Source organism: Streptomyces sp. BB1-1-1 (assembly GCF_031597775.1).
GTDB classification, from domain to species: domain Bacteria; phylum Actinomycetota; class Actinomycetes; order Streptomycetales; family Streptomycetaceae; genus Streptomyces; species Streptomyces thinghirensis.
In genome coordinates, this window is sequence record NZ_CP134205.1 from 351474 (window position 1) to 374700 (window position 23227).

The 23227-nt window shown below is 65.4% G+C and carries 22 protein-coding genes; 3 read left to right on the plus strand and 19 right to left on the minus strand.

Going from position 1 to position 23227, the window contains the following annotated elements; translation table 11 throughout:
- Positions 1 to 271 precede the first annotated feature (271 nt).
- From RI578_RS42245 to RI578_RS42270, 6 genes are read right to left on the minus strand one after another with little or no spacing between them, the layout of a single operon-like run.
- On the minus strand, positions 272 to 970 hold the full coding sequence (locus RI578_RS42245; RefSeq protein WP_310869129.1) for a cyclase family protein: 699 nt from the start codon (positions 968 to 970) through the stop codon (positions 272 to 274).
- Positions 957 to 2240 carry an argininosuccinate synthase domain-containing protein gene (locus RI578_RS42250; protein ID WP_310869128.1) on the minus strand — a complete coding sequence of 428 codons (1284 nt, stop codon included), beginning with the start codon at positions 2238 to 2240 and terminating at the stop codon, positions 957 to 959. The genes RI578_RS42245 and RI578_RS42250 overlap by 14 nt, the downstream gene beginning before the upstream one ends.
- The gene (locus RI578_RS42255) at positions 2194 to 3327 is read right to left on the minus strand and encodes a TauD/TfdA family dioxygenase (protein WP_310869127.1); all 1134 of its coding nucleotides are present in this window, start codon (positions 3325 to 3327) and stop codon (positions 2194 to 2196) included. Before RI578_RS42255 ends, RI578_RS42250 begins: the two co-directional genes overlap by 47 nt.
- Positions 3328 to 3354: 27 nt before the next feature.
- Positions 3355 to 4407: a Gfo/Idh/MocA family oxidoreductase gene (locus tag RI578_RS42260; protein WP_310869126.1), complete on the minus strand. Its 1053-nt coding sequence runs from the start codon at positions 4405 to 4407 to the stop codon at positions 3355 to 3357.
- Between the two features lie 25 nt (positions 4408 to 4432).
- Positions 4433 to 5728 carry an aminotransferase class I/II-fold pyridoxal phosphate-dependent enzyme gene (locus tag RI578_RS42265; RefSeq protein ID WP_310869125.1) on the minus strand — a complete coding sequence of 432 codons (1296 nt, stop codon included), beginning with the start codon at positions 5726 to 5728 and terminating at the stop codon, positions 4433 to 4435.
- Between the two features lie 49 nt (positions 5729 to 5777).
- The gene (locus tag RI578_RS42270; protein ID WP_310869124.1) at positions 5778 to 6080 is read right to left on the minus strand and encodes an acyl carrier protein; all 303 of its coding nucleotides are present in this window, start codon (positions 6078 to 6080) and stop codon (positions 5778 to 5780) included.
- Positions 6081 to 6579: 499 nt separating this feature from the next.
- Between RI578_RS42270 and RI578_RS42275 the strand changes: the two genes are divergently transcribed.
- Positions 6580 to 7794 (plus strand): MFS transporter, encoded by a 1215-nt coding sequence (locus RI578_RS42275; protein ID WP_310869123.1) that lies wholly within the window; start codon positions 6580 to 6582, stop codon positions 7792 to 7794.
- A gap of 27 nt (positions 7795 to 7821) precedes the next feature.
- Here the strand turns inward: RI578_RS42275 and RI578_RS42280 are convergent, their stop codons facing one another.
- The 13 genes from RI578_RS42280 to RI578_RS42340 form a co-directional block, all read right to left on the minus strand.
- Complete coding sequence (locus tag RI578_RS42280) at positions 7822 to 9033, minus strand: MFS transporter (RefSeq protein WP_310869122.1); 1212 nt, start codon at positions 9031 to 9033, stop codon at positions 7822 to 7824.
- 14 nt (positions 9034 to 9047) lie between these two features.
- The gene (locus RI578_RS42285; protein ID WP_310869121.1) at positions 9048 to 9995 is read right to left on the minus strand and encodes a glycosyltransferase family 2 protein; all 948 of its coding nucleotides are present in this window, start codon (positions 9993 to 9995) and stop codon (positions 9048 to 9050) included.
- Positions 9996 to 10025: 30 nt separating this feature from the next.
- Positions 10026 to 11228 carry a Gfo/Idh/MocA family oxidoreductase gene (locus RI578_RS42290; RefSeq protein WP_310875622.1) on the minus strand — a complete coding sequence of 401 codons (1203 nt, stop codon included), beginning with the start codon at positions 11226 to 11228 and terminating at the stop codon, positions 10026 to 10028.
- Between the two features lie 316 nt (positions 11229 to 11544).
- Positions 11545 to 12288: a deoxyribose-phosphate aldolase gene (deoC, locus tag RI578_RS42295; RefSeq protein ID WP_310869120.1), complete on the minus strand. Its 744-nt coding sequence runs from the start codon at positions 12286 to 12288 to the stop codon at positions 11545 to 11547.
- A 61-nt stretch (positions 12289 to 12349) separates the two neighbouring features.
- The gene (locus tag RI578_RS42300) at positions 12350 to 13744 is read right to left on the minus strand and encodes a condensation domain-containing protein (RefSeq protein WP_310869119.1); all 1395 of its coding nucleotides are present in this window, start codon (positions 13742 to 13744) and stop codon (positions 12350 to 12352) included.
- The gene (locus RI578_RS42305) at positions 13711 to 14808 is read right to left on the minus strand and encodes a hypothetical protein (protein WP_310869118.1); all 1098 of its coding nucleotides are present in this window, start codon (positions 14806 to 14808) and stop codon (positions 13711 to 13713) included. Before RI578_RS42305 ends, RI578_RS42300 begins: the two co-directional genes overlap by 34 nt.
- The gene (locus tag RI578_RS42310) at positions 14805 to 15821 is read right to left on the minus strand and encodes an aminoglycoside phosphotransferase family protein (RefSeq protein WP_310869117.1); all 1017 of its coding nucleotides are present in this window, start codon (positions 15819 to 15821) and stop codon (positions 14805 to 14807) included. Before RI578_RS42310 ends, RI578_RS42305 begins: the two co-directional genes overlap by 4 nt.
- A complete protein-coding gene (locus RI578_RS42315) occupies positions 15811 to 16833 on the minus strand; it encodes a Gfo/Idh/MocA family oxidoreductase (protein ID WP_310869116.1) in 1023 nt (340 codons plus the stop codon). The genes RI578_RS42310 and RI578_RS42315 overlap by 11 nt, the downstream gene beginning before the upstream one ends.
- Positions 16830 to 18026: a hypothetical protein gene (locus tag RI578_RS42320; protein WP_310869115.1), complete on the minus strand. Its 1197-nt coding sequence runs from the start codon at positions 18024 to 18026 to the stop codon at positions 16830 to 16832. The genes RI578_RS42315 and RI578_RS42320 overlap by 4 nt, the downstream gene beginning before the upstream one ends.
- A 107-nt stretch (positions 18027 to 18133) precedes the next feature.
- Positions 18134 to 18409, minus strand: coding sequence for an acyl carrier protein (locus RI578_RS42325; RefSeq protein WP_310869114.1), 276 nt, complete (start codon positions 18407 to 18409; stop codon positions 18134 to 18136).
- A gap of 5 nt (positions 18410 to 18414) precedes the next feature.
- Positions 18415 to 19530, minus strand: a complete 1116-nt coding sequence (locus RI578_RS42330; protein WP_310869113.1) for a radical SAM protein — start codon at positions 19528 to 19530, stop codon at positions 18415 to 18417.
- Between the two features lie 67 nt (positions 19531 to 19597).
- The gene (locus RI578_RS42335) at positions 19598 to 20860 is read right to left on the minus strand and encodes an MFS transporter (RefSeq protein ID WP_310869112.1); all 1263 of its coding nucleotides are present in this window, start codon (positions 20858 to 20860) and stop codon (positions 19598 to 19600) included.
- A gap of 54 nt (positions 20861 to 20914) precedes the next feature.
- A complete protein-coding gene (locus RI578_RS42340; protein WP_310869111.1) occupies positions 20915 to 21310 on the minus strand; it encodes a peptidase inhibitor family I36 protein in 396 nt (131 codons plus the stop codon).
- Positions 21311 to 22169: 859 nt separating this feature from the next.
- Between RI578_RS42340 and RI578_RS42345 the strand changes: the two genes are divergently transcribed.
- On the plus strand, positions 22170 to 22331 hold the full coding sequence (locus tag RI578_RS42345; protein WP_310869110.1) for a hypothetical protein: 162 nt from the start codon (positions 22170 to 22172) through the stop codon (positions 22329 to 22331).
- Entirely contained in the window at positions 22328 to 23212 is an 885-nt protein-coding gene (gene rfbA, locus RI578_RS42350) for a glucose-1-phosphate thymidylyltransferase RfbA (RefSeq protein ID WP_310869109.1), read from the plus strand. The genes RI578_RS42345 and rfbA overlap by 4 nt, the downstream gene beginning before the upstream one ends.
- Positions 23213 to 23227 lie beyond the last annotated feature (15 nt).

A 23227-nucleotide genomic window follows, 5' to 3' on the forward strand; every position in this document is an offset into this window, starting at 1 on the left:
AGACGTCGCCCGACCGGGCAGCAGTACGACCGGACGACCGGTGCGTAGGGCCCCGAGTACCAAGGGGATCGCACCACCGTCGGTGTCACACACGACGGCGACTGGTCCCGCTGGGCCTCGCGCCGATATGAGCGCGTCGGCGTGCCGGTCGGTCAATTGGTGCAGTTGTGCGTAGCTCATGGTCATGTCGGATGTCGCCAGCGCCACACTTTCCGGCTGATCCTCGAAGGCCCGGCGGATCGAATCGACCAGTGTAATGACTCTCCTCCCTTCAACGGGTTTTCGGGGTGGCGTGCGGAGCGCCGTCCCGGTCGACGACCCCGAACGCCCGAACGGAGCACGTACCGAGTCCCACCACCGCAAGCGGCGGCGCGAAGAACCGGAACCCGGAGGTCGGCAACTTGTCCAGGTGATGGAGGTGCTCGACGATCGGGATTCCCTGCTCCAGCAGCAATGAGTGCGCCGGCCGCGACCTGTCGGTCATCGAGTCAATGTTGACGGAGTCGATCCCCACGACCGCGGGCTCCAGTTCCACGAGGAGCTCGGCCGCGGCGCGTCCCAGAAAAGGATGAGTATCCGAGAAGTACCGGCCTGTGCCCCAGTGTGCGTCCCAACCGGTATGGAAAAGGACGGCCTTGCCTGCTACAGCTGCCCTGTCGATGGCTTCCGGGCCGACCTCACCCGTCTCCTTGGTACGTACGACGACACCTTCGACATCGACGACTCGGTCGAGGGCGACCCCGGATGTGTCTGCACCGTCGCTGTACCTGTGGAATGGCGCGTCCAGGTAAGTTCCCGTGTTGGCCACCATGCTGATGCGGCCTATGTGGAACTCCACGCCGTCGGCGTACCGCGTTCGCGACTCCTCGCGGGACATCTGGGTCGTGACCTCCGGACCGGGCAGCCCAGGGTAGGTCACCATGCCGTGGCGGACTGGGTGACTCAGGTCCACGATGTCAGCGGCCGTCATACTTCGGTTTCCTCTCGCTGGGGTGTACGTCCTCGGCCGTGCGGCCGTGATCCGGTCCGTCGTCGGTGTCGTCGCGTCGCAGTTCCTCGATGTGCGCCAGCGTCGCAATCAGCGACCCGTGCGCGCCGGTGTGGTCGCTGGGCCACCCGGGGCCGGTGAGCCGGTGGCGATAGAGGCCGTGCGGCGACTCCAGCCGCTCGACGCCAACACTTCCCGCGAAGATGCGCAGGCGCACCACTCCGGTGACGATGCGGTCCAGTTGTTCCAGCGCGTCCCGCACGCACTGGGTCGTGTGGTTGTACCAGCCGCCCTCCACGACGGAGTGCGTCCAAGCCGTCGCGAGAAAGTTCCGGACGGCGTACTCCTTTCCCTCGAAGACCGCGTTGGCCAAAGCGCGATGCGCGGTGGTGATGACGGATGCCGCCGGTGCTTCCCTGACCTCGTGGTTCTTGCCCCTCATGAAGGTGTCTTCGAGTCCGGAAAACCGGCCGACCCCGCGGGCGCCCGCCATTTCGTTCAGCTGTGGGACCAACGACGCCAGGGGCATGCCCTTGCCGTTGAGCGAGACTGGCAGGCCGCGATCGAATGCCAGCTCGATCACCTCTGGTCCGGCCTTAAAGGCGGTATCCGGCGTGGCCGACCACTGGAAGACATCGGAGTCCAGCTCGTTCTCGGGGCTGTCGAGGCTGCCGCACTCGATGACTCGGGCCCACGGGTTGGTGTCGATGCTGTGTACGCCGTGGGGGAACTCGATCCCGATAGAAGTGAGTTCGGAGACCATGCGCTCCCGGGACACCGCCGACTGCAGAAAGGGAGCTGCGAGTGGCAGCTCAGGGCTGAAGTGGGCGATTGCGGCCGACAGCCGTACGCCGCTGTTCTGCATGGCTGTCGCGCTGTGGCAGATAGTGTCACAGTCGCGCTGCCGGGCGACTTGCGCCGCGAGCCGTCCCATCAGGGGCCGGGAGATGCTCGAGCCGATCGGGTAGAGCCCTTCGTAATAAGCGTCGGCGTGAATCGCGGCTGGCAGGAATTCCCGGAAGAACTCCTCTGTGGCATCGACTCGCTCTACCTCCACACCGAGGGCGTCGGCCCGTGCTGTCGCGGCCGGGTCGGCATTGGTTCCCAGGTCGATCACCAGGGCCAGAGGGTTGGCGGAACGGTCCACCAGCCACTTGAGGAGATACGTTCCGTCAACGCCACCCGAGTAGAGGACGAGAGGGCGATCAGGCACCTTCTCCGAGAGGTCCTCCAGACTCGTCGTGAGCAGCATCGCGGCTCCCTTCCCTCGTATGGGTGTCGGCACCGGACAAGCGGGAAACGTGCGGGGGAACGCTGCGACGGATCACCCGGGAGTAGGGCGGTCGCCCGGCTTCGGATCGACGAAGATCGTTGATCGCGAAAGCACGGCGCAACCAGCGGTCACAGCCGTCGAAGCGAGGCACGAATGCCGTCCGGCCGTGGACCGCCGTGCGGTTGTCGACCACCAGTAAATCGCCAGGACGCAGCCGCACACCCACCACGGACTGCCGCAGAGCATCAAATAGCTCGGTCAGCGCCGTCTGGGCGCTGACCGTCGTGGCCTCCATACCGTGCAGATCAACGACCATGCTCTCGGCTCCGCCCGAGTCGCTTAGAACGGGGATCGGATCGCAGTAAACACGCTTGCCAGGGCCGACGAAAGACGAACTGTAGGCGACCCGGAAGTACGGCTGCCGGAGGATCTCGATGGCGTCACGCGATACCAGAGGGAGAGCGTGGCGCATGCCGGCGACCACCGTCTGGGCGCGATCGTCGCGGTCAGGTCGGAGACACAGCAGTGTGATGAAGTCAGGTCTGGTGGGATGGAATCCGTTCTCTGTGTGCAGTTCCAGGAGTGAGCTGCCGACGTTTTCCTGCCGAGCTTCCATTCCCGGCTTCGGGACGACGTCCTGAACCAGCGCTCCAGCCTTTTCTTCAGCGTACGAGATGAGATCACCCAGTACGCTGAGGATAAGCAACTGTACCGTCGTGCATATCGGTATGTCGGCAGGCTGTCTCGACGGCAACTTATCTTCGTCAGTCGGTGTGTCCGGCAGTACCGGATCCAGCGGCAAGCCGCTTATCACCAGGGCTCCGTGATCATTGCTCGTCCAGCGGAAATGGGTGAGTTCTTCCACCAGTCGGGCGGGCAGATGGCGGGCGCCGGACACCATGGACGAGAGCGCGGCGTTGCTGTCCAGATCTGTGAACGGAGTACCTTCGGCAATTTTTCTGCAGTCCGCCGTCAGCGCCGATCGCTCCTGCCCGTCCAACGTGAACGGCGGGAGGAGCTCAGGAAAGAGGTTACCTGACTGATCCACTGAGATGCGATTCGTCATTGTACGGACTTTCCGAGGATGTGGCATCTACGCATTTCTGGCCCGGTCGTAGATCTCCGCTATCATCTGTATGTCGTGAATTGCGTCCTCCGCGCTGCACCGGCTCACCCTCTTCGCCGCCAGAACGTCGGCAAAGTGCTCAAGCTCGCGTTTGAACGGATCCTCGTACGATCCTTCGTACACCTGCGAACGTAGCGGTCCGTGCGACCCTTCCGAGAACGAGTGGTGCACGGTCGCCGGCGTGTTCTTGAGATACACCGAGGGGTACGTGAGCGTGGTCTGTGACATAGGGGTGGAAACGTGAAACTCCTCGCGGTAACCGCCCGACAACCCGGTCATCACGGCCAACGTCATCGAGGCAGTGTCGCCGTCTTCGGATTCCCACAGCGCGTGAACTCCGCGGCGTCCGAGGAGAGGAGTGGCACTCTTCAGGTGGAATCCGGACCGGAAAACATGCCGCAGGCAGTACAGCTCATGTGTGGCGAGGTTGTGGAGCACTTCCTCGAACAAGTACGGCCAGGTCGGTTCGGCCGCCGCAGTGTTGTCTGCGGCGGGTGATGTGCAGTGCGTGACGCTGTGATGTGCCCGGTAGAAGTAGTCGTCCGGCAGCACGGCGGTACTCGTGATGAGCCGTCCCGGCGGTTGTTCATTCGCCAGCCGGTGGAACTCGTCGAAGGCCGTGTCGAAGATTCTGCTGTACCCCACCATGACGGTCAGCCCCGCCGCCCGGGCATGCTCGGCGATCCGGCGGGCGTCGGCGACCGAGTAGCAAAGCGGCTTCTCGACGAAGACGTGCTTCCCTGCGTCCAATGCCTGTTCCACGAGGCCGGCGTGATCACCGGAGGTAGCGATCACCACAGCCTCGACGGCTCTGTCCTCGAGGACATACCGCGCGTCGGTGTGAGCGTTCTCCACACCAAACCGGTGGGCGACCGACTTCAGGACTTCAGGGTCGTTGTCGCATACGGAGAGCAGTTGGAACCGGTCATCCAGCTCGCGCAGATTCGGTAGGTGCATGATCTGCGCTATTTCGCCGCAGCCCACGACCCCGACCGCTGTCGGCTTGTCCGGCAGTGTCATGCAACCTCACATTCCTCTGCACGCCTCATGGCACCATCAGCGCTTCGGAACGGAGCGCGTCGACGTTCGTCATGACCTTGTCGATGGCCTGGGCGATGTCGTCCATGTCTGCCGCGGTGCCCAGAAGGGCCCGGTGCGGGATGGTGAGGAACAGCGAGCGGGCCTCGTGTGCGTTCGGCAGTTCGAACCGGGTGGGGTCCAGTAGCGGTAGCAGGGCGGGGTCGTACTTGTGCGGAGACCGTCGCGGGTCGTAGAGGCGGCAGGCGTTGAGTGGCTCGTGCAGCGGTTCGCAGTGCAGACGCAGCTCCCTGCTCAGGGTGCTCAGCGCCCGATCGACGGAAACGCCCTCGATGACTCCCGGGTCGAGCCGGATGCAGTACCGGTAGTAGGCCCTCTTGGTGACCCCTGGCCTGGCCTGGACCGAGTGTGCGTAGCCCGTCTTCTCGATGAGCGAAGACAGATGTGCCGCGTTCGCCGACCGCCGTTCGTTCTCCGCGTCGAGGCGCCGCAGACCACCGAGCAACAGCGCGGACCCGATCTCCGTCAGACAGAGATTACGGCCCTGCACCGTGCCGACATCTCGGAGATTGGGCTCCCGCACGCCGGGATCGTCGGCGTATCGCCGGCCATCGGCGCGGTACTCCACGAGACGCTCGTAGAGATTCGCGTCCCGGGTCAGGCACGCACCGCCTTCCCCCGAGGTCAGCAGCTTCGACTCCTGCATGCTGTAGGCGGACACGACTCCGTAGGTGCCTACGCGCGCGTCTCGATACATGGCGCCATGGGCCTGGGCACAGTCCTCGATGAGTGCCAGACCGCGCCGCTCGCAAAGCGACATGAACGCGTCAATGTCGGCGATGCTGCTGCCGTAGTGGACGAGGAGCACGGCCTCGGTCCTGTTCGTGATAGCCGCCTCGGCCGCCTTCGGGTCCATGCAGAGTGTTTCCGGGTCAACGTCGACCAGGACCGGCACGAGCCCCAGGTTCGCCGCCGCCGACGCGCACGCCACCCAGGTGAGGCCCGGCACGAGTACTTCGGCGCCGTGCGAGAGGCCGAGCGCTTCGAACGCGATGGTCAATGACGCAGTGCCACTGCTCGTGGGGACGCAGTGGGGTACGCCGTGATACTGCGCGAAGGCGTCGGCGAACTGCCGCTCATACAACTGCTGGCCGTTGTGGTCCTCGCTGATCGCCCACCGCCCCGACTCCAGGACGTCTGCAAGGATCGCTTTCGTATCGGGATCGAGTCTGGGCCATAACGGCCATTCTGAGGTCCTTACGGGGTTCCCGCCAAAATCTGCGAGCAGAGTACGGTCAGGCAACGTTTCTCCTGCTGGTCTGATGAGAACGGCTCAGTTCGATCGGCGGTTCCTACCGTTGCGGCAAGCCGTCAGTGATCCGGAGAAGGTCCTGGACAGTAATACTGGTAGCGCCAGCCATCAGGTCGGAAATGTCCACTTCGGTGGAATATCGCGACTCCAATCTGGCGAGTAGGTCCACGATCATCAGCGAGTCCAGGCCGACCCCGTCATGACCAAGCGGCAAAGACGGTTCCAGGCTGATATCCGTGAGGTCGCAAGCGAACTCCTCCTCGAGTATCACGCGAATCTCGGCCAGACGTGAGGATGTAGTACCCACAAGCGCGCTGCTTTCTGATGCCCGGAAAGGAGACATGCACTCACCGTGTTAACCGGCGGCGCCCTAAACGGGGTGCCCGGCGCCGTACGCAAGGCACACGCCGTTGGCACTCTTCCGGTTGAGGGCGATGGGACGGAAGGCCTGCTCCGAGGTCATTTACTCGTCATTGTCAGACTTCGCAACGGTCAGCTCGACACCGATCGGATCTTGGGGCCCAACAGTACCTACCCGTCACAGGGGGAGGAAGTCGAGTTCTGGCCAAGGATATTGGCCTCCATGCGACTCCGCTCCGGTTCTGACCAGCCTGAACGCTTTATCCGGCCAGATCGCCCGTGGCGCAAGTCGGGGCATGGCGGACTTCCGGAGCGCTTCTTGACGGGACGCACAGTCCGTTCGTAGCGTATCGCTCAACGATCTCGGATTTTTCACGGTACTGCGCCTCACGCAACGCCGGCGAAACGGCGTGAAGGGCTATTTCAGCATGTCGGAATTAGGCCGAGACAATAATCCCCCGGTGCGCCGTTCAGGCAGCCCTGTGGAGCTGGAGGAGACAACATCCGCGCGCGCAAAGCGACGCGCGCGCTTGGCCGTCGGCCTGCTCTACATCATCATGAGCATGCCCATCGGAGGGTGGGCGGCTCGTGTGCCGGAGGTACGCCGACAGGTAGGCGCGGACGACGCACTGTGGGGGCTGGCCAACACTGTCCCGAGCATCGGGAATATCGTCGGCCTCTGCACCATCGTGTTGCTCGTCGGCCGGGTGAGAAACGTGGTGCTCGCATTGGCTGGCGCCTGTCTCGTCCTGCTCACCGTGCCGCTCATGGCAGCATCGCCCAGCTTCGGTGCGGTGGTTCTGGGGCTGACAACGTGGGCGTTGGTAGCTCACATCATGGACATCCCCATGGGCGCCATGGCATTGGAAGTCCAGAGCCGTTACGGACGGCCGCTCATGGGCAGCTTCGATGCCTGCTTCGGGTTGGGAACGCTGGCCGGCGGAGCGACCGGTACCGCGGCGGCGGCGTTCGGCGTTCCGCCCTGGGTGCAGTTCACTGTCTCCAGCGGGCTGCTCGGAGCGTGCCTGGCTGCGGTGGCTCGGTGGCTTCCGGAGGAGGCCACCAACTCGGCGAAGACCGCTCGGATCCCCCTGCGCAGACGGTTCAACCGAAGGATGCTGCCCATCGCCATGATGGCCTTTCTGACGGGATACGTGACCGAGTCGTCGATCCTGTGGAGCGCAATCTACGTAACGGACACCATGCGAGGAGGGCCGGTTCTCGGCGGAGCTACCTACACGGCCGCCGCCACGGCGGGGACACTTGCCATGCTCTTCGTCGACCGCGCCACGGCCCGCCTCGGCGCGGTACGCATCGTCCGCCTCTCCACATTGTTCGCCGCCGCCGGGTTCGGACTCTGCCTCATCATCGCGAACCCAGTGGCGGCGATCATCGGGTTCATCGTCCTCAGTGTGGGGATGGCTTGCGTCAACCCGAACGTCTACACCTTCGCAGGGAACCAGGAGGACCTCACCGCGAGCGAAGGAGTCTCGGTCGTGGAGATAGGGCAGATGCCCGGAGCGACGGTGGCCGCGCCGGCGTTGATCGGTGTGCTGAGCGGTGCAGTCGGTCTGCGCGCCGCGCTGGGCTCGATCGTAATAGCGAGCATCCTGCTTGCTGCCCTGGTCGGGCGGATTCGGTACGTCGACCGCTCCCCAGAGCAGCCTCCCGGTGAAGTCGTGGGGTCACCGCAGTAGCGGGCGGTGCGGTCAGGGCCCAACCGATCACCCGGAGGGCCGCTCAGCGGGCCGGGAGTCCTTGGAGGACCAGGTGGTGATGATACGAGAAGCGAGAGCGACGAAGAGCATGAGCAGGACCAGCAGACCCAAGGCCGTCGGCAGCCCCAGCAGATGGGCCAGCAGCCCGATCAGCGGCGGGCCGCTGAGTAGACCGGCGTAACCCAGCGTCGCAACGGCGGCGACCGCCCGGCCCGTCTCGTGCGGGAAGAGGTTCCCTGCCACCTTGAACATCTGCGGCATCACACACGCGAGGCCCGCGCCGAAGACCCCGAACCCGATGACCGCCGCCGTGCCCTGGTTGCTGAGCAGGCCGGTACACAACCCCCCGCTCGCGAGCAGCGCGGAGCAGGTGACCAGGCGCTTGGCACCGATCGACGCCGCCAGCCGGTCCGCGACGAGCCGGCCGCTCGCCATGGCTACGGAGAAAAACATGTAGCCCGTCGGGGCGAGCGCCGCGGACAGCGCGACATCCTCCCTGAGATAGACCCCACTCCAGTCAGCGATCGCTCCCTCGGCGAGCAGGCACGCGAAACAGCAGGCGCCGAGCAGCATGAGACGGCCGTCTAGCCGTCGCACTCGCTGCCGCGCGCCACCCGGCGCCGGGGGCTGCCCAAAGGCGGCGGTCCGCACCTGGCCGCGCCCGCATGCCAGCGCACCTGCCATTAGGGCTCCGGCCAGAACGGGGAAGGACACGGCCGGTGCGACATCGAGGCGCACGGCAAGGCTTCCCAGGGCGGATCCAAGCAGACCACCGACGCTGTAGGCGGCGTGAAATGAGGTGATGATCTGTCGACCATAGGCCCGGTCCACCGCGACGGCCTGAGCGTTCATCGACACGTTGTACGCACCGCCCGCGAGGCCGAAGAACATCAGCGAGGCCATCAGCACTGTCAGGTTCGGTGCCAGGCCGGGCCCGACGAGACCGATTGACACGGCGGCCGAGGCCCACCTGCTGACGGAGTCCGCGCTCAGCTGGTCGACATAGCGCCCGACGCTGGCGAGCCCCAGCACGGTGCCCACCGCGGCAACCAGCAGGGCGGCGCCCAGGAGCCCGTCGCTGAGCCCGAGACGCTCCTTGATGTCGGGGATGCGGGCCACCCAGGAGGAGAAAGCGACACCGTTGATGAAGAAGTAGCCCGAGACCGAACGGCGCGCACGGCTGAGCTGCCCGGCGGGGGAAGATGACTGCAGTGCCATGATGAGATCGACGGCTACCGGACGCCGACCTGGCCGACCGCACCGAGGATCTCCCTGGCCACATTGTGCTGGCCTTCCCGTTCCATCGTGAGCGCGAGGCGCCGCAGGAAGGCGTTCTTGAGACCGCGCACCTCGTGGAGCTGGATGGTCTGCCGTTGCAGGGATATGGAGATTGCTTCGAAGAACCCGTCGGTGTCGACCTCGGCCTTGCGCTGGTAGTAGTCCGCGCCGATGCGGTTACGGTCGGACGACCCCGCTATTTCCTGCGGCACCCGGTACAGGCAGCCTATGGACGGCAGGTAAGCGACCGAGGTCCCTCCCGCGGCCATCCTGAACCAGGCGTGTGCGTCCTCGGAGGCCCGTACATGAGGGAAGGGGTGGTTGACAGCCAGTTCGGTGCGCACGGCGACTGTCGAAGTGAGCGTGGTGTAACCGGTGTCGACGCCCATGCGAATCCATGCACGGGGGCCTTCGACCGGATCCACCCGGTGTGACTCGATGATCTCCAGCAGCGACGGTGTGAGACGCGTCGTCGGAACGCCACTGCCGTGCTCGTCGATGACGGAGAACGTCGAGTACACGAAGTCCACGTCGGGCCGCTGCTTGAAGGCGCGGCGGGTCACCTCCAGACGCCTGGGGTGGGCGATGTCGTCTGCATCCTGGAATAACACGAAGCGCGATCCGCGCTCCTTGGCCCATTGAACGCCGACATTTCTGCAGAATCCCTGGCCGCGATTCACCGTCTGCTGAATGACGAATATACGATCCGGGTGTAGGTCCTGGAGTATCTTGATCCGTTTTCGGTCCCGCGCCCCCGGTGAGGCGTCGTCAACGATGACGAGCTGCCAATCAGGGTCCGTCTGCTGGTGCAGACTCTTCAGAGTCTGCACCAGATAATCTTCCGCCCTGGCGGCGTCTGCATAGTGCGGCATGACGAAGGTCGCAGTTGCCGGAGAAATCATCTTCTTACTGCCTCCATTCACGGAGAGTCGTCAGTGCAAAGCCCACGGCATCGGCCGTGGTTCATCGAATTTGGAAGTGATCACTGTTTTGGCGCCGCCCGTCGATTGGGCGATGGCCAGGGTGATCTCCAGGACATGCAGAGCGTGCCGGGCCCCCAGTACCGGAGCCCCGTCTCCGACCACCGCCGCGCCCATGTCCGCGACCCCGCGTGCGAAATCCATGTCATGGGTGTCCTGGTACCGGAAGCGGCGGCCGGCGGGCCGGGCGAGGGGAACCACCTGGTGCTCTGTCAGGTAATGGTGCGCAGAGTCGGTCCCGCGCACCCGCTTGCGCAGGGTCACCTCGGCTTCGTAGTCCCAGCATTCCGAGGTGGCCAGCACCCCTTCGTCCCCGACGATCTGCAGGGTGTGGTTCTCGGGGGCCACGGTGCTGCACGTCAGCCGGGCCACGACCCCGGAATGGAAGGTGATGCACGCCGACGTGAAGTCGGCGGCGAAGAAGCCTGGCCGCGAACCGTCCAGCTTCTCCGGTTGCACGAGAGCCGCGAACGCCACGACTTCCGCAGCTGGCCCAAAGAACGCGGTGAGCCAGGTCAGGTAGTACCCCGCGTGCTCCAGCGTGGGGCCGACGCGGAATTCGTCGGCGTAGGGCCAGGGGGCACCCGACGGGCTGATCCAGTCTCGGTAGGGCATCTGGTGGATGGCTCCGTCGTCAAGCTCCGCGTAAACCAGACGCGGTCGGCCAATGGTGTCCTGCCGCAATGCCCGCCACAGGGTCTGGGCGGTCTCCCCGAGCAGGGAGCAGGGCGCGGACGAGAGGATGAGGCTCCGCTGCTCGGCAAGCGCCACCAGCTCCTTGGCCTGCTCCCACTCCTGTGCGAAAGGCTTCTCCGAGTAGACGTGTTTACCCGCCTCAAGAGCACGGCGAGACACGTCGTAGTGGCTGTGCGGATTAGTGAGGTTGACAACTATTTCTACAGAGGTGTCGTGGAGTATTTCCTCCAGCGAAACGTACAACGGCACACCGTAATGGGCCGAGAACTTTCCCGCACGCTCTGCACTGGCATCGTAAACACCGATGAGCCGAAGGTGCGCATAATTGGGAAGGGTGGCCATATAGAAGTCGGCCACATAGCCACACCCCACTAACGCAATACCGATGGAACGAGTCAAGATTCTCCCCCATGATGCCCCGGTCGGGAGGACTCGTCCAGGCCGGGCAGAACTGAGCACAGTTGACTTTGTGGGTGTGAATCATCCAACCTCGGACGCCACCTTCAGGTCAATGCTGTTATTCGGTGATCGCATCACTTGTCGGCCTGGAACAGCCGCCCGAAATGGTGACCTTGTGTGGGTTCTGTCCGGAGGGGAAAGGGCAGGGGCCCGTCGCGGGGATCGCATTCGACAGGGCGCCGCCGACCGGCATACCAGTGGGCATTGGCCAACCGTCACGGCTCGCGGAACGCCGGTCCTGGCTGGACAGGACTCCCGCCGAGAGTTGACTCGATTCCGCCGTCTGCTGTCCGCCTGTTGGCGCCACGGGTGGGCCTCACTCGGTCGGTTGGCTCGCTTCCGGTTGCCCGGTGTGGCGCATAGCCAGTTCGTCGAGGATGGCGGCAGTGGCCGTGGCTCCGAAGCGGCTGGCACCCGCTTCGAACATGTCCAGCAGGGCGTCGAGACTACGCACTCCACCGGCCGCTTTCACACCCATGTGGGGAGGGGCCTGCGAGCGCATCAGCCGTACGTCGCTCAGGGTGGCTCCCGTGGGGGCGAAGCCCGTAGAGGTCTTCACGAAGTGCGCACCGGCGGACTCTGCTACGACGCAGCCCCGGATCTTCTCCCGGTCCGTCAGGTAGGCGTTTTCCAGAATGACCTTTACCAGTCCGCCCTGAGCGGCCTCGACGACGGCCGCTATGTCGGCACTTACAGCGGCTTCGTCCCCTGCTCGGAGCCGGGCGATGTTGATGACCATGTCGAACTCCACAGCACCGTCCGCCAGCGCTGCGTGCACCTCAGCGGTCTTGACCGATGTCACGGACGCACCGTGCGGGAAGCCGATCACCGTCCCCACCGCAGTGCCTGTCCCGGCCATTTCCCTGGCTGCTGGCCCAACGTCGGTGGGTTTGACGCAGACGGAAGCCACCGCGTACCGGGCAGCCAGTGCACATCCTGTGCGCACCTCGGGCCAGGTGAGTTCGGGCCGCAGCAAGGAGTGGTCGATCATTTTGGCCACCTCGGCCACTCCGAGTCCGCTGGTACGCGTGAGGGCGGCGAGGGTGAGGTCGTCGGTCATCGTGGCTGTCTCCGGAGGTCTGGATATACATGGTCGGTACGGGGAATTCGCCTGGCTGGCCCTACGGTGCCTGTTCGGTGAAGGCCTTGAGCAGCGTCAGATAATCGGTGAGGAACGCGTCTGCCCAGCGCGGCCCGAACCGGGATTCGTCCGTGCGCAGTTCCACGAGGACATGCTCCTTCCCGTCCCGCACGAGCAACCGCACCCCTCCTCGGGGCACCTCGTTGCGCGGAATCCGGATCATCGTCACGCGCAAGGACTCGTCAGTGAACGACCAGCCGGTCCCGGCCTGTGAAACGTCGAAGTTGACGTACGCGGGCACTGCGCCGGGGTCGCCCCGATGGCGCACGCCGTAGCGCTGTGGATCAAGTTCCCGGGTCATCAAGGCGTGCGGCAACTCCTGGTGCCGCAGGACGCCGAGGAGCGTTCCGGTCTCACGCCGAACGAGTTCGGTGAAGGGGGGCGCGTCGCTCAGGTCGGTACGCAGGACGCACGGCGTGGCGAAGTACCCGACTGAGTGCAGCACATCGTCGCGATGGCGATTGCTGATCGAACCCATGACTGCCACGTCACCGGCCTGGTCCGGGTTCATGCCGAGAGTCAGTCGGCGTCGGCGCATGACGTCCTTCAGGGCGGCGGCGAACACCGCCGTCAGGGTCACGCGTTGTCGCCGCACGGCCTGTCGCAGCCGACCGCACGACGACGGTTCGATCGTGGCCCGGCGCACCAAGAGTTGATGGCTCGGTGCCGGCTGGAGTGCGTCGCTTGCATGGGGATCGTGTAAGTGGGAGGGCGGAATGGCCCCGACACCGTCGAGTTTGCGGCGCCAGTACGACAGGAGTCTGTCGAGGGTCGGTCCCCGCAGGTGGAGGCGCTCAGAGTGGGCGAAGTCGAGGAACTGCGTGCTGATGGCGGCCAGCGCCTCGGTGTCCGCCGCGTAGATTCTGAACAGGTCCTCGGCCATGATCCGGCAGGACTCACCGTCGACAATGATGTGGTCGATCACGAACCCCACGACGTGCAGAGCCGGAGAGATCCGCACACACAGCAACCTGACGAGCGGGCCCTTCGCCAGGTCGAACGGCACCGCAGCGGCCTCGGCGATCACGGACCGGGCACGATGGAGGCTGGTGGAGTCGTCGGCCCCGACATCGACGACTTGGAAGCCAGCGTCCTGGGGTGCGCGCAACTCCGCGGCCTCATCGCCCCCGGGGCGGCCTGGGAAGACGAGGCGCAAGCTCTCGTGACGCTGCTGGAGTGCCAGATACGCTTGCCGGAGCCGTCCTGTGTCCAGCGGGCCTTCGACGACGCAACCGAACGTCAGTACGTTGTTCTGGAGGTGCACATCCCGCCCGGCGGCCAGCCGTTCCTCCTGCGTGAAGGACGCCTGCAATGCCGCTCTGCGATCTGCGTGCACCAGTTTCATCGCATACATGAGGATCCCTTCCTGGCGCATAGCGCCTCCACCATGTCGAGTGGGCGCGCCGGTCCCGTGCCTGCGGTGAGCAGAGCCTCGTGAAGGGGCCGCAAGTATTCGGCGACGAAGCCGGCGTCCTGCCACTGCTCGAACCTGATGCCGAAGCCCAGGTCGCACCAGAGGCGGGCGTTGTGCTCCTCGTGCTGTCCCGAGGGTTCGAGCAGGACGAGGGGCGTGGCGGACCACAGGGAGTCCAAGAGAGTACCGCCGCCAGGTTTGCTGACCATGGCTATGGCCTCGCGGGCCAGGTCGAAGGAGGAGTGGTGAGCGGTGCCGCGCCGGAATTTCACCGTGCGAGGGTCCTGTCCGGGAGCGAGGTGGCCGAGCGGCGGATATCCGTCGTCGTGCCACGGATGCCAGGACGGGTCCATCAGGTACGCGCGGGTTCCCGCGGGCGCGGACGCGGCCTCATCCAGCTCGTGGACGACGAGGTCGAGAGCGTGCCCCGCGGCGGAGAGATCTGCCGCGCGCTGCCGATAGGTGCCCATACCCCAGCCGCCGCCGTGCACAAGGAGCCGTCCGCCGCGTTCTGGCCACCGCACCGGCGGCCGGCGGGTGACCGGGATCGTGCAGGGCAGGTCGCTGCTGGCCGACGAGGCGAGCCGGAAGACCTGCGTGCCGACCGGGGAGGGCGCGGCGCGCTGGAACGACGGGGACTCCACGGAGTCGACTTGGCAGATGGTCACCTCCGGCACCCGTAGCCCCAGGGCGGACAGGCGACCCAGCGCCCCAAGCCAGAATCCGGAGAACACCACCACACGCTGCACGCCGAGCTGCCTCCAGCGCCGGTGCAGCGCTACGAGCGCCGCGTCGTCGATGGCCTGGGCGGGGTCGGCGGCAAGACGCTGCCCTGCCCGGGCGACGCGAAAGTCCCGGTGAAACAGGCTGCGGGAAGCCTCGACCATGCGGAGCCGGTCATCGGGAAGCAGCCGCTCGATCACCTCCACGACGACCTTCGCTCCACGTTCGCCGAGGCGGGAGGCGAGCAGCAGCCCCGGTACGTGAACGCCGAGGGCGACACCCGAGGTCAGTATCGCGATCACGAGCGGCCGACCAGGGCGGAAGCCACCGCGTCGAGACTCACTACCAAGTGGCGTCCTGCGTGCTGCTGGGTCCAAGCCCGCTGTTCGGCGGAGTAGCGCCGGGGCACCACCTCCACGAGCATGATCAGGTACAGGTAGCAGCGATAGAGGTGAAGACGCAGGCGTACGGAGTCGGTGAACGTCACGTTTCCCCCCGCTGCCGCATACCCGGCCAGGAAGTCTTCGTCCTGTTCGATGTCACCGAACAGCGAGAGGGAGACGAACTCGGCGACCGGGTCGCCCCAGAACATCCGCTCCGCGTCAATCACTCCGCTGAGGTTCCGGGCTCCCGGCGCGCCGTCGAGCAGCAGGTTTCCCTGCCACAGGTCGAAGTGGACCAGGACTGGACGGGGCACGTCGGCCAGCACGGGTTCGGCCGCGGCGAACACCTCGCGCACCCGTTTCACGGGATGGGGCAGCTGGACGTCGTAGCGCACCGCATCGTCCAGGACGGCGGCTGTCATGGCCGCGAATGTGTGCCTCCAGTTGGCGGCCGGCGGGCCGAAGGGCCGGGCGGGGTAGCCGTACTCAGGGCCGGTTGCGGTGTGCAGCCGGGCGACGACTTTGCCTAGTTCCGCCCGCAGTCGCGTCCGTTCACCTGGGCTGAGGGATGCGTCGGTCTCGTGCCATGGGACACCGGAGCATTCGGTCATGACGAGGCCCGCCACGACGGGCGGCTCACCGACGGACTCCACATGGATCAACCTGGGCACCGGTACGTCCGGAATGTTCAGCGCCGCTGCGTAGTACTCGGTCTCACCGCGCAGCAAATTGTGCTCGTAGGCCAGCGTCGCCCCGCTGCCCGGGGACGGCGGTCGTTTCACGACCCATCGGCGGCCGTCTCGGAGCACCACGCGGAGAAGAGAGTTGTAGGTCCCTCCGGCCAGCGGCGCGCACTGCGCCACGTCCGCCGGTGTGACCGAGACCGATGCGAGCAGGGCGGCGGCCCCTGGGGCGAGGTCCTCAGGTCTCATGTCTGCTCCCAGTCAAAGATGACGGTGTGATTTCACGTCGCGCAGTCCGGTGGAGGCGCTCCATCGTGACGATTCTGGGCCGGGCCGCCGCCAACTGAGCGCCCCAGTGCCCCCCTCGGCCGCTCATCAGGTCGGCGACACGGTCGAGTTGCTGTACGTAGTACGACACCGGCTCCGTGCGTGTGATCTCCGTACGGCCCGTTGTGGTGCGCACGGCGACGTTCAGCGGCACCGCACCCGCTGTGGGCAGGAGGACACCGCGGACGCGGACGCGCGCCTCGTCGAACTCGAAGACGTGCTCAGCGGTGTGACGTGCAGCGAAGGAACACGACAAGGTGGCCTTTGCCGCGCCCGGCAAGGACAGCTCCGCTTCGAACGCGTGGTCGACGCCATGGGGCTCTACGCTTCGCGCCGTGCCAGTGCCAGCGCCGCTGGCCGGGGGCAGTCCGACGGTGTCCTGGAGCGCCTGGAGCCAGTAGCTCGCCGAATCGAGGAAGATGCCGCCGCCGAGCTCGGGTCGTAGGCGGAATCCGCCGGAAGCGGGTGGCTGGAAGCCGAAACGGCTGTGCAGGCCGTGGAGCCGGCCGAACCGCCCCGCTTCCAGCATGTGCCGTACGACGTCGCTCCAGGGGTGGCGGAGGGTAGGGAGCGCCTCCAGGACCTTCCCGCCGCCGAAGTGTTCGGCGTCCCGTAGCGTGTCGCACTCCGTGAGGCCCAGGCACAGGGGTTTTTCAACCAGCACCGTCTTTCCTTCAGCGATGGCCATCCGGGCCCAGTGGGCGTGGGCAGAGTTGTGCAGCGAGACGTAGACGATGTCGACATCCGGTGCCGTCACCACGTCCTCGTAGCTCGAGAGCACCCTGACCCGGTGCCGTTGTCCGAACGCCGAAGCACGGTCCCTGTCGGACGCCGCCACAGCACGCACGGTGATGTCGCGTCGTTCCCGGCTCGGGGTGATCACCGCACGTACGGCGATGCCGGTGGCGCCGATCAGGCCGATGCCCCAGGTCATGCTGCCCCCGCGAGGACGACCCCGGCCGACGAGGCAGCGGCCCGGGTGCGTATCCGCAGGCGGGCGAACGACTCCGGCGGGCAGAAGACAGCGCAGACCAGGCGCCCCCGGGAGGCGGCGAGCGAGCCGCCCACCAGGGGAAGGACGCCGGGTGCGCTCCCGCCCGCGTAAAGCAGTTTCTCCGCGCGCAATGCCCGAAGGAAGTGGTCCATGGCAAAGCCGTCCGGGACGGCCACGTTCTCCTGCCATAGGTGGCTGCGCAGACCGTACTCTCGCACACGCTCATCGAGCCGAAGGTTCAGACCGCCCATGGACATTCGGGCATTTATCTCCAGAACAGGGACCCAAGTTCCGCTCCGGAGCACCATGGAGTCCACGCACACGGGGCCGAAGTACCCTGCCGCCGCCAGTTCGCGTGCGACGGTCTCCAACACGTCCGGGTGGGGAGGGTGCCGCAGTGCGCTCGTGAGGGCGCGGGGTGCCGGCCCGGACATTTCATGGCGGTAGCCAGAGTTGACCAGGCTCTGCACACCGAGTAGCCGCCAGGAGCCGTCACGGTCGAGATGGAAATGGGTGGAGAAGTCCGCGACGCGGTCGTAGCGCGGCTGCACCACGAGCTCGACGCGCAGCCCTCGCTCCTCCTGGCCGCGCAAGTGCTTGCTCAGCCGGGCCAGCCGCCGGTCGGAGGTCACCTCGAAGGTGCCCCGGCCAGCTACCCCGTAAGTATCCTTGACGAGAATGACCGGGTGGCCCTGGTCAGCGGCGGATTGCACTGCCGTGTGCAGCTCTGCTGTCGAGCTGACAACATGACCGGCACCCACCAGTCCATGCCGGACGGACAGGCGGCTGGACCACGCCTTGCTGTTGACCTGGACCACGTCATCCTCGCACGGTACGGCGTTCGCGTGCCCGGTCAGTCGGGCGAGTTCGGCGGTCGCGGGAAGGATCGCGTAAGGGCTCAGGCGGCGGTATTCGCTGATGGCGCGCAGGAGTCCGGGGTTCTCGAGCAGTTGGTGCTCAACGTCGGCGGCACCGTCCACGTCACCCACGTAGCGATGCACGCATCCGAATCCCGCCGCTTCCAAGGCCCGAAGATGAGCCTTGTCTATCGCCCTTCGGGTGATCAGCAGATCACCCGGCGTGGCTGCAGCGAATAGTGCCTCGTCCATGCAGGCCACGAGACGGTCGGCCATCGGGTCGGTTAGCATGGGCAGGGACGCGAGGCCGCCCGGGCGCCAGCGCCGTTCAGCGTCGAAGGAACCGAAGTGCACGGCCTCTCCGCTGGACGGGCACCCATGGCTCACTGCTCGCGTACCAGCGGCATAAGGACCTCCACAGTGAAGAACCTCACCGACCTCAGGTGGTCCAGCCGCAGGTTCTCGTAGTCCAGCTCTACGTCGAACTCGTCCTCGACGCGCAGCAGGAACTGGATGGCCTGCAGGGAATCCAGGCCGAGTTCCTGGACCATGTCCGCGTCCATCGTGACCTGCTCCGGCAGGATCTTGCCCGCCAGTACCTCCGTCAGCACGTTCCGCACTCGGGACTCCAGCTCGGTGATCTGGGCCGCTCTGTTCATGGGCGTCACACTCCGTTCAGATAGAGAAGGATGCACTTGGAGCAGACCGGCATCATGCCGGTCTCGGCGAGGACGGAGCGAACACGGCGGAACCGTTCGCTCTGCCACAGGTCCGCCGTCGAGTGCTGGTAGAGATTGCCCACCACGAACTCCGGAAAGAACTTGCACGAACTGACGTTTCCGTCGGCGTGTACCTCCATCCGGTTGGTCACGGCGAGGCATCGAGTGCGTCGCTGTGCCGGCCGGGAGGTGCCAAGGATGAACGATTCGACCTCGTCAGGCTCCAGCTGCGGCTGGTAGCGCACCCGGGGACGCCAGACCCGGCCGGCCAGCCGTGCCATGGAGTCACGCAGTGCCGGCAGCAGTTCGGGAGGCAGTTGGTACGTATACGAGTGCCAGGTGGGGCGTGCGGTACCGGTGTCGGGTGACAGCCACGCGAAATGCTCGCTGTAGACGGAGTCCATCGACTGCGCGACATCGGGGCTGATGTACCAGGGGAACTGGAAGTAGACGGTGTTGACGTCGAGTTCCTCTGCCCATTCCATGAACTCATACATACGGTGCACCGTCACGTGCGAGACCATGCAGGAAAGAGACAGTTCGCCATGGAAGTCCCCCCTGTGTTTGAGGTCGAGCATCGTTTCGATGTTGCGCGTGGTGCGCTCGAACGTGCCCCTGCCGCGCAGTTCCTCGTGATCCGCACCAAGACCGTCCAGGCTGACCAGCAGGTTGAGGTCTTGCCCGATCCGTAGCAGATCGTCCATCCGGCGCTGGAACAGCAACCCGTTAGTGCACATGTTCACCGTGCGCGGGAAGCGCTCGATCAGTCGCGACACATCAGTGAACCGGCTGTGCATCAGCGGCTCGCCGCCCCATAGGAAGAGCTTGCCGTGTACCGGTGCGGTGGCTGCCAGCACGTCCTCGACGATGGACAGGTCGAGTTCGGTGCGCTGCTTGTCGATCCCCCAGTCGCGGAAGAAGCCCTGCTCGTTCCACTGGTAGCAGTGCGTGCAGCGGAGGTTGCACTTGTAGGTGAGTTGTAGACTGACCTCGCGGGGGACGTCCGAGGCGTAGCCTGCGTCCCGGCGCAGTCGCGCCCGCGACTGCGACCGGATCGACACCGTGTGCTTGATGTCGGAGAACTCCTTGGTGGTGAGCGTGCGACTCGTTCGCGGGTGCATGCTGCTCCTAGGTGTCGCGGGCTTTTTGAGTGTCAGCGGTCGGTCCGGCCGGATCGCTCCGTTCCCTGGGCGGCTGCACGGCGGGCAGGGTGCGTACGGAGGGAACCAGTAGCAGCGCCGTACAGCCCAAGAGCAGGGCCGCGGAGGAGATGAGCAGGACGGTCGTCGCGCCTGTCAAGGCCGTGGCCGCACCGGTGAGCGCTCGACCCGCGGGCATGAGCCCGATGGAGCCGATCACGTCGTAGGCATGAATACGGCTCAGAGCATGTGGCGGCGCGTGCGACTGCACCGAGGTCGCCCACACAACTGCCCAGTAGGCATTGGCGGCGCCGCCCGCTACCATCGCCGCTGCCACTAGGGCCGCCGACAGGTCGAAACCAATCACGATCGGGAGCGGCGTGAATGCGAGCAGCGCCAGCAGTCCCGTCCGTAAAGGGCGGACGGGAGCGGTCCACAGAGCGAGCAGCCCACCGATTACAGCGCCCAGACTGAAAGCTGATATTAGCCAGGCGTAGGCCGACGGGCCGAACCGGTCGATGAGCACGATGGCTTTCAGCACATCGAACGGGCCGAAAACCACCAGGCCGAACAGCGAGAACACCGACACTACGGACCACAACCAAGGCCGGGCGGTGAACTCGTCCCAGCCCTCACGCAGTTCCTTCCAGACTTTTGGCGGGGCCTCGACAGGATCGGAGCTCTTCAGCCGGATGCGTGCGATCAGCCAGGCACTCGCGGCGAACGTGCAGGCGTCCAGGACAATGACGATCGCGGCGTCCGTGACTGCAATGACCACACCGGCCAAGGCGGGCGCGGCGAGTGACACGACGGACTCCACGGTGCGGACCGTGGCATTCGACTGCCGCAGCCGGTCCGGCGCCAACTGCCGCAGCATGCTGGCGACGCCCGGCTGGAAGAACGCCTGCGCCGCCCCAGAGCCGAGCGACAGCACCAGGATCTGCCACAAGGACGGGCGTCCGGTCAGGAGCAGCAGCGCCAGAAACCCCTGGAACACGGCGCGGACAACGTCCGCGACGACCATGGGGGTCCGGGCACTGAAGTGATCCAGAATCACTCCTCCGAATGGCATCAGCAGTACCACGGGCGCCAGGGAGGCACCCATGACCACACCGACGTCGGAGGCGCCGAAATCCTGCTGGATCATGGCGGCGGCGAGCCCGATGGGGAAGACCGCGTCGCCGGCCCGGGAGAGCGCTCGGGCTACGACGAACCTGCGCAGTCCGAAGTCACGCCCGAGAACTCTCCTCATGGTGGAGCGTTCGCCTTTCGTCGCGGGGGCCGTGGGGCCGGGCGGGGCGTAGTCTCAGTAGACCTGCACACTCTGTGGCTGGAAGGGCAGCGAGGGCGTTGCATCGGTGACGCCCACCGCTCTGCCGGTGCAGTCAGGATTGGGGAAGAGCGCGGCGGTTCGCGCCGCCGTGTTCACGGCCGATCGGGCTCTGTTGCCCCACCCATGCTCCACAAGGTCGACGCAGACGCTCGCGGAGGGGTCGAGGGACTGCACCGTGAAGCGCTCGCCTGAGTAGTCAGCGCCTTCGAACAGGCACAGTGTGCGATTGAAGGGACACGCCGTCCCGGGATCCTCCTCGGCGCTGGCATGCGCCAGTCCGGGCGCGGCCCAGAGGAGGCCGGCCAAAGTGGTGGAGCCGACCAGGGTACGAGCTAACCGTGCCCCGTTACCCGTGCTGCTTGAGAACATGCTGATGATTCCCCCTCGCCCGTTGGCTTCGAGTGAGGTGGCACGAAAGCGCGACGCGCCGTTTCGTAATGGAGCGGCGTGCTCGATGACGGCCGGATAATTCGAGCCGGCGAATCCGGGATTGAGACCGGCCGTGAGCCCGTGGCCCGTCAGCAGAAGGGGCGGGCGCCCTCCTTGCCACCTCACGGAAGTGAAGCGCGCCGATTTCCTCATGTCAACAGTGCCCCCTGAACGGAATGAAGCAGATCTCGAGACCCGCAGACCAATACGACGTCAGTACGTCCGAGGTGCTTGCAGGTGTTCGCAAGTGTTCAAAAACTGTGACCGAGGAGCGATCCCGCAGCACTCCTCGGTCATCTTTACCGGCGCTGTCGCTTGCACGCCGATGGGGCTGCGCATGCTGGCGTCACAGCGCTGAGCTGCAACGTTTTACGCAACTTCCTTGATGATCTCCGACCGAGTGCCCACAGGGCGCCTGACGAGAAACCGTCAAACCGCACCATAGAGTCCTGAATCGGGCACGGCGAAGGTGGCGTGAAAGTTGTTGTGAATTTTTGTTGCGACATCTACGTTCTTAGGCATGGCGAATCATCAAGAGAAGAGACTTTCTCGATCTCACCACGTGTGATGTGGCCCTCCAAGGGAAACTGCTGTACGAACTCTTCGGCGATGAAGAGCTTGACCGTGTCCATGTGCAGAGCGTGCCTACTCCTTTGTTGCACCTGCGATATTTTCTGAGGGCTGTTCTGTTGCGTGGCGGGACCCTGTAGCGGGGCTTCCGCATTCCCTGAAAGGGAGTATCCGTAGCGACTCACTAGTGTCCCGCGGCGGTCACCCGACGGACGGATGCAGGAAGGTCATGAAAGTTTTCACCGAGCTGCGTGACACCTTCGACCCTATTGACGACTCCGGCCATTCCGGTTCCCTAGCCCTCGACCGGCGGCTCCTCGAGGGAGCGGCGGGGCTGCCTGGCGAAGCCGTCCCGCGGATCGAGGAGCTGTTGCCGAAGCCGATGCCATGAAGGGAATAGTCCTGGCCGGCGGAAGTGGTACCCGGCTGTACCCACTCACGCACGCCATCTCCAAGCAGCTCCTGCCGGTCTACAACAAGCCGATGGTCTACTACCCACTGTCGGTGCTGATGCTGGGCGGCATCCGCGACATCCTGGTAATTTCCTCGCCGGAGCAACTGCCCATGTTCCATGAGCTGTTGGGCGACGGTCGCAGACTCGGTCTGTCCCTCTCCTATGCAGAACAACCCCAGCCTGACGGCATCGCGCAAGCCCTGGTGATTGGCGCTGATCACATCGGCACTGACCCCGTAACGCTGGTTCTTGGCGACAATGTCTTCCATGGCCCCGGCTTCTCCCGACTGCTCCGGAGCCGGCTGCCGCACGTCGATGGAGCCCTTCTCTTCGGATGCTCCGTCAGCGACCCCCAGCGGTACGGAGTGGGGGAGGTCGCAGCGGACGGGCGCCTGCTCTCCATCGAAGAGAAACCCGCCCAGCCACGGTCCAACCTTGCACTCACGGGGCTGTACGCATATACCAATGACGTCATCGACATTGCCAAGAACTTGCGTCCCTCGGCACGCGGCGAGCTGGAGATCAGCGACGTCAACCGCGCCTACCTCGACCAGGGCAGAGCGCAACTGGTCAATTTGGGGCGCGGGTTCGCCTGGCTGGACACTGGCACACACGACTCTCTGCTCCAGGCCGCGCACTACGTACAAGTAGAGGAGCAGCGGCAGGGTGTGCGGATTGCCTGCCTCGAAGAGATTGCCTACCGGATGGGCTTCATCACCGCGGAGCAGTGCCAGGAGTTGGCCTCCCGCTTGAGACATACCAGTTACGGCCGCTACCTCCACGACATCATGAATGAAGAGCGAACATCTAGCGATTGATAATCGGATGAGAAG

Coding starts and splice junctions, on each gene's coding strand:
- RI578_RS42245 (WP_310869129.1), bottom strand. CDS start 970: ATGACGGCCGCTGACATCGTGGACCTGAGTCACCCAGTCCGCCACGGC.
- RI578_RS42250 (WP_310869128.1), bottom strand. CDS start 2,240: ATGCTGCTCACGACGAGTCTGGAGGACCTCTCGGAGAAGGTGCCTGAT.
- RI578_RS42255 (WP_310869127.1), bottom strand. CDS start 3,327: ATGACGAATCGCATCTCAGTGGATCAGTCAGGTAACCTCTTTCCTGAG.
- RI578_RS42260 (WP_310869126.1), bottom strand. CDS start 4,407: ATGACACTGCCGGACAAGCCGACAGCGGTCGGGGTCGTGGGCTGCGGC.
- RI578_RS42270 (WP_310869124.1), bottom strand. CDS start 6,080: ATGTCTCCTTTCCGGGCATCAGAAAGCAGCGCGCTTGTGGGTACTACA.
- RI578_RS42280 (WP_310869122.1), bottom strand. CDS start 9,033: ATGGCACTGCAGTCATCTTCCCCCGCCGGGCAGCTCAGCCGTGCGCGC.
- RI578_RS42285 (WP_310869121.1), bottom strand. CDS start 9,995: ATGATTTCTCCGGCAACTGCGACCTTCGTCATGCCGCACTATGCAGAC.
- deoC (WP_310869120.1), bottom strand. CDS start 12,288: ATGACCGACGACCTCACCCTCGCCGCCCTCACGCGTACCAGCGGACTC.
- RI578_RS42300 (WP_310869119.1), bottom strand. CDS start 13,744: ATGCGCCAGGAAGGGATCCTCATGTATGCGATGAAACTGGTGCACGCA.
- RI578_RS42310 (WP_310869117.1), bottom strand. CDS start 15,821: ATGAGACCTGAGGACCTCGCCCCAGGGGCCGCCGCCCTGCTCGCATCG.
- RI578_RS42315 (WP_310869116.1), bottom strand. CDS start 16,833: ATGACCTGGGGCATCGGCCTGATCGGCGCCACCGGCATCGCCGTACGT.
- RI578_RS42320 (WP_310869115.1), bottom strand. CDS start 18,026: ATGGCCGACCGTCTCGTGGCCTGCATGGACGAGGCACTATTCGCTGCA.
- RI578_RS42325 (WP_310869114.1), bottom strand. CDS start 18,409: ATGAACAGAGCGGCCCAGATCACCGAGCTGGAGTCCCGAGTGCGGAAC.
- RI578_RS42335 (WP_310869112.1), bottom strand. CDS start 20,860: ATGAGGAGAGTTCTCGGGCGTGACTTCGGACTGCGCAGGTTCGTCGTA.
- RI578_RS42340 (WP_310869111.1), bottom strand. CDS start 21,310: ATGTTCTCAAGCAGCACGGGTAACGGGGCACGGTTAGCTCGTACCCTG.
- RI578_RS42345 (WP_310869110.1), top strand. CDS start 22,170: ATGAAAGTTTTCACCGAGCTGCGTGACACCTTCGACCCTATTGACGAC.
- rfbA (WP_310869109.1), top strand. CDS start 22,328: ATGAAGGGAATAGTCCTGGCCGGCGGAAGTGGTACCCGGCTGTACCCA.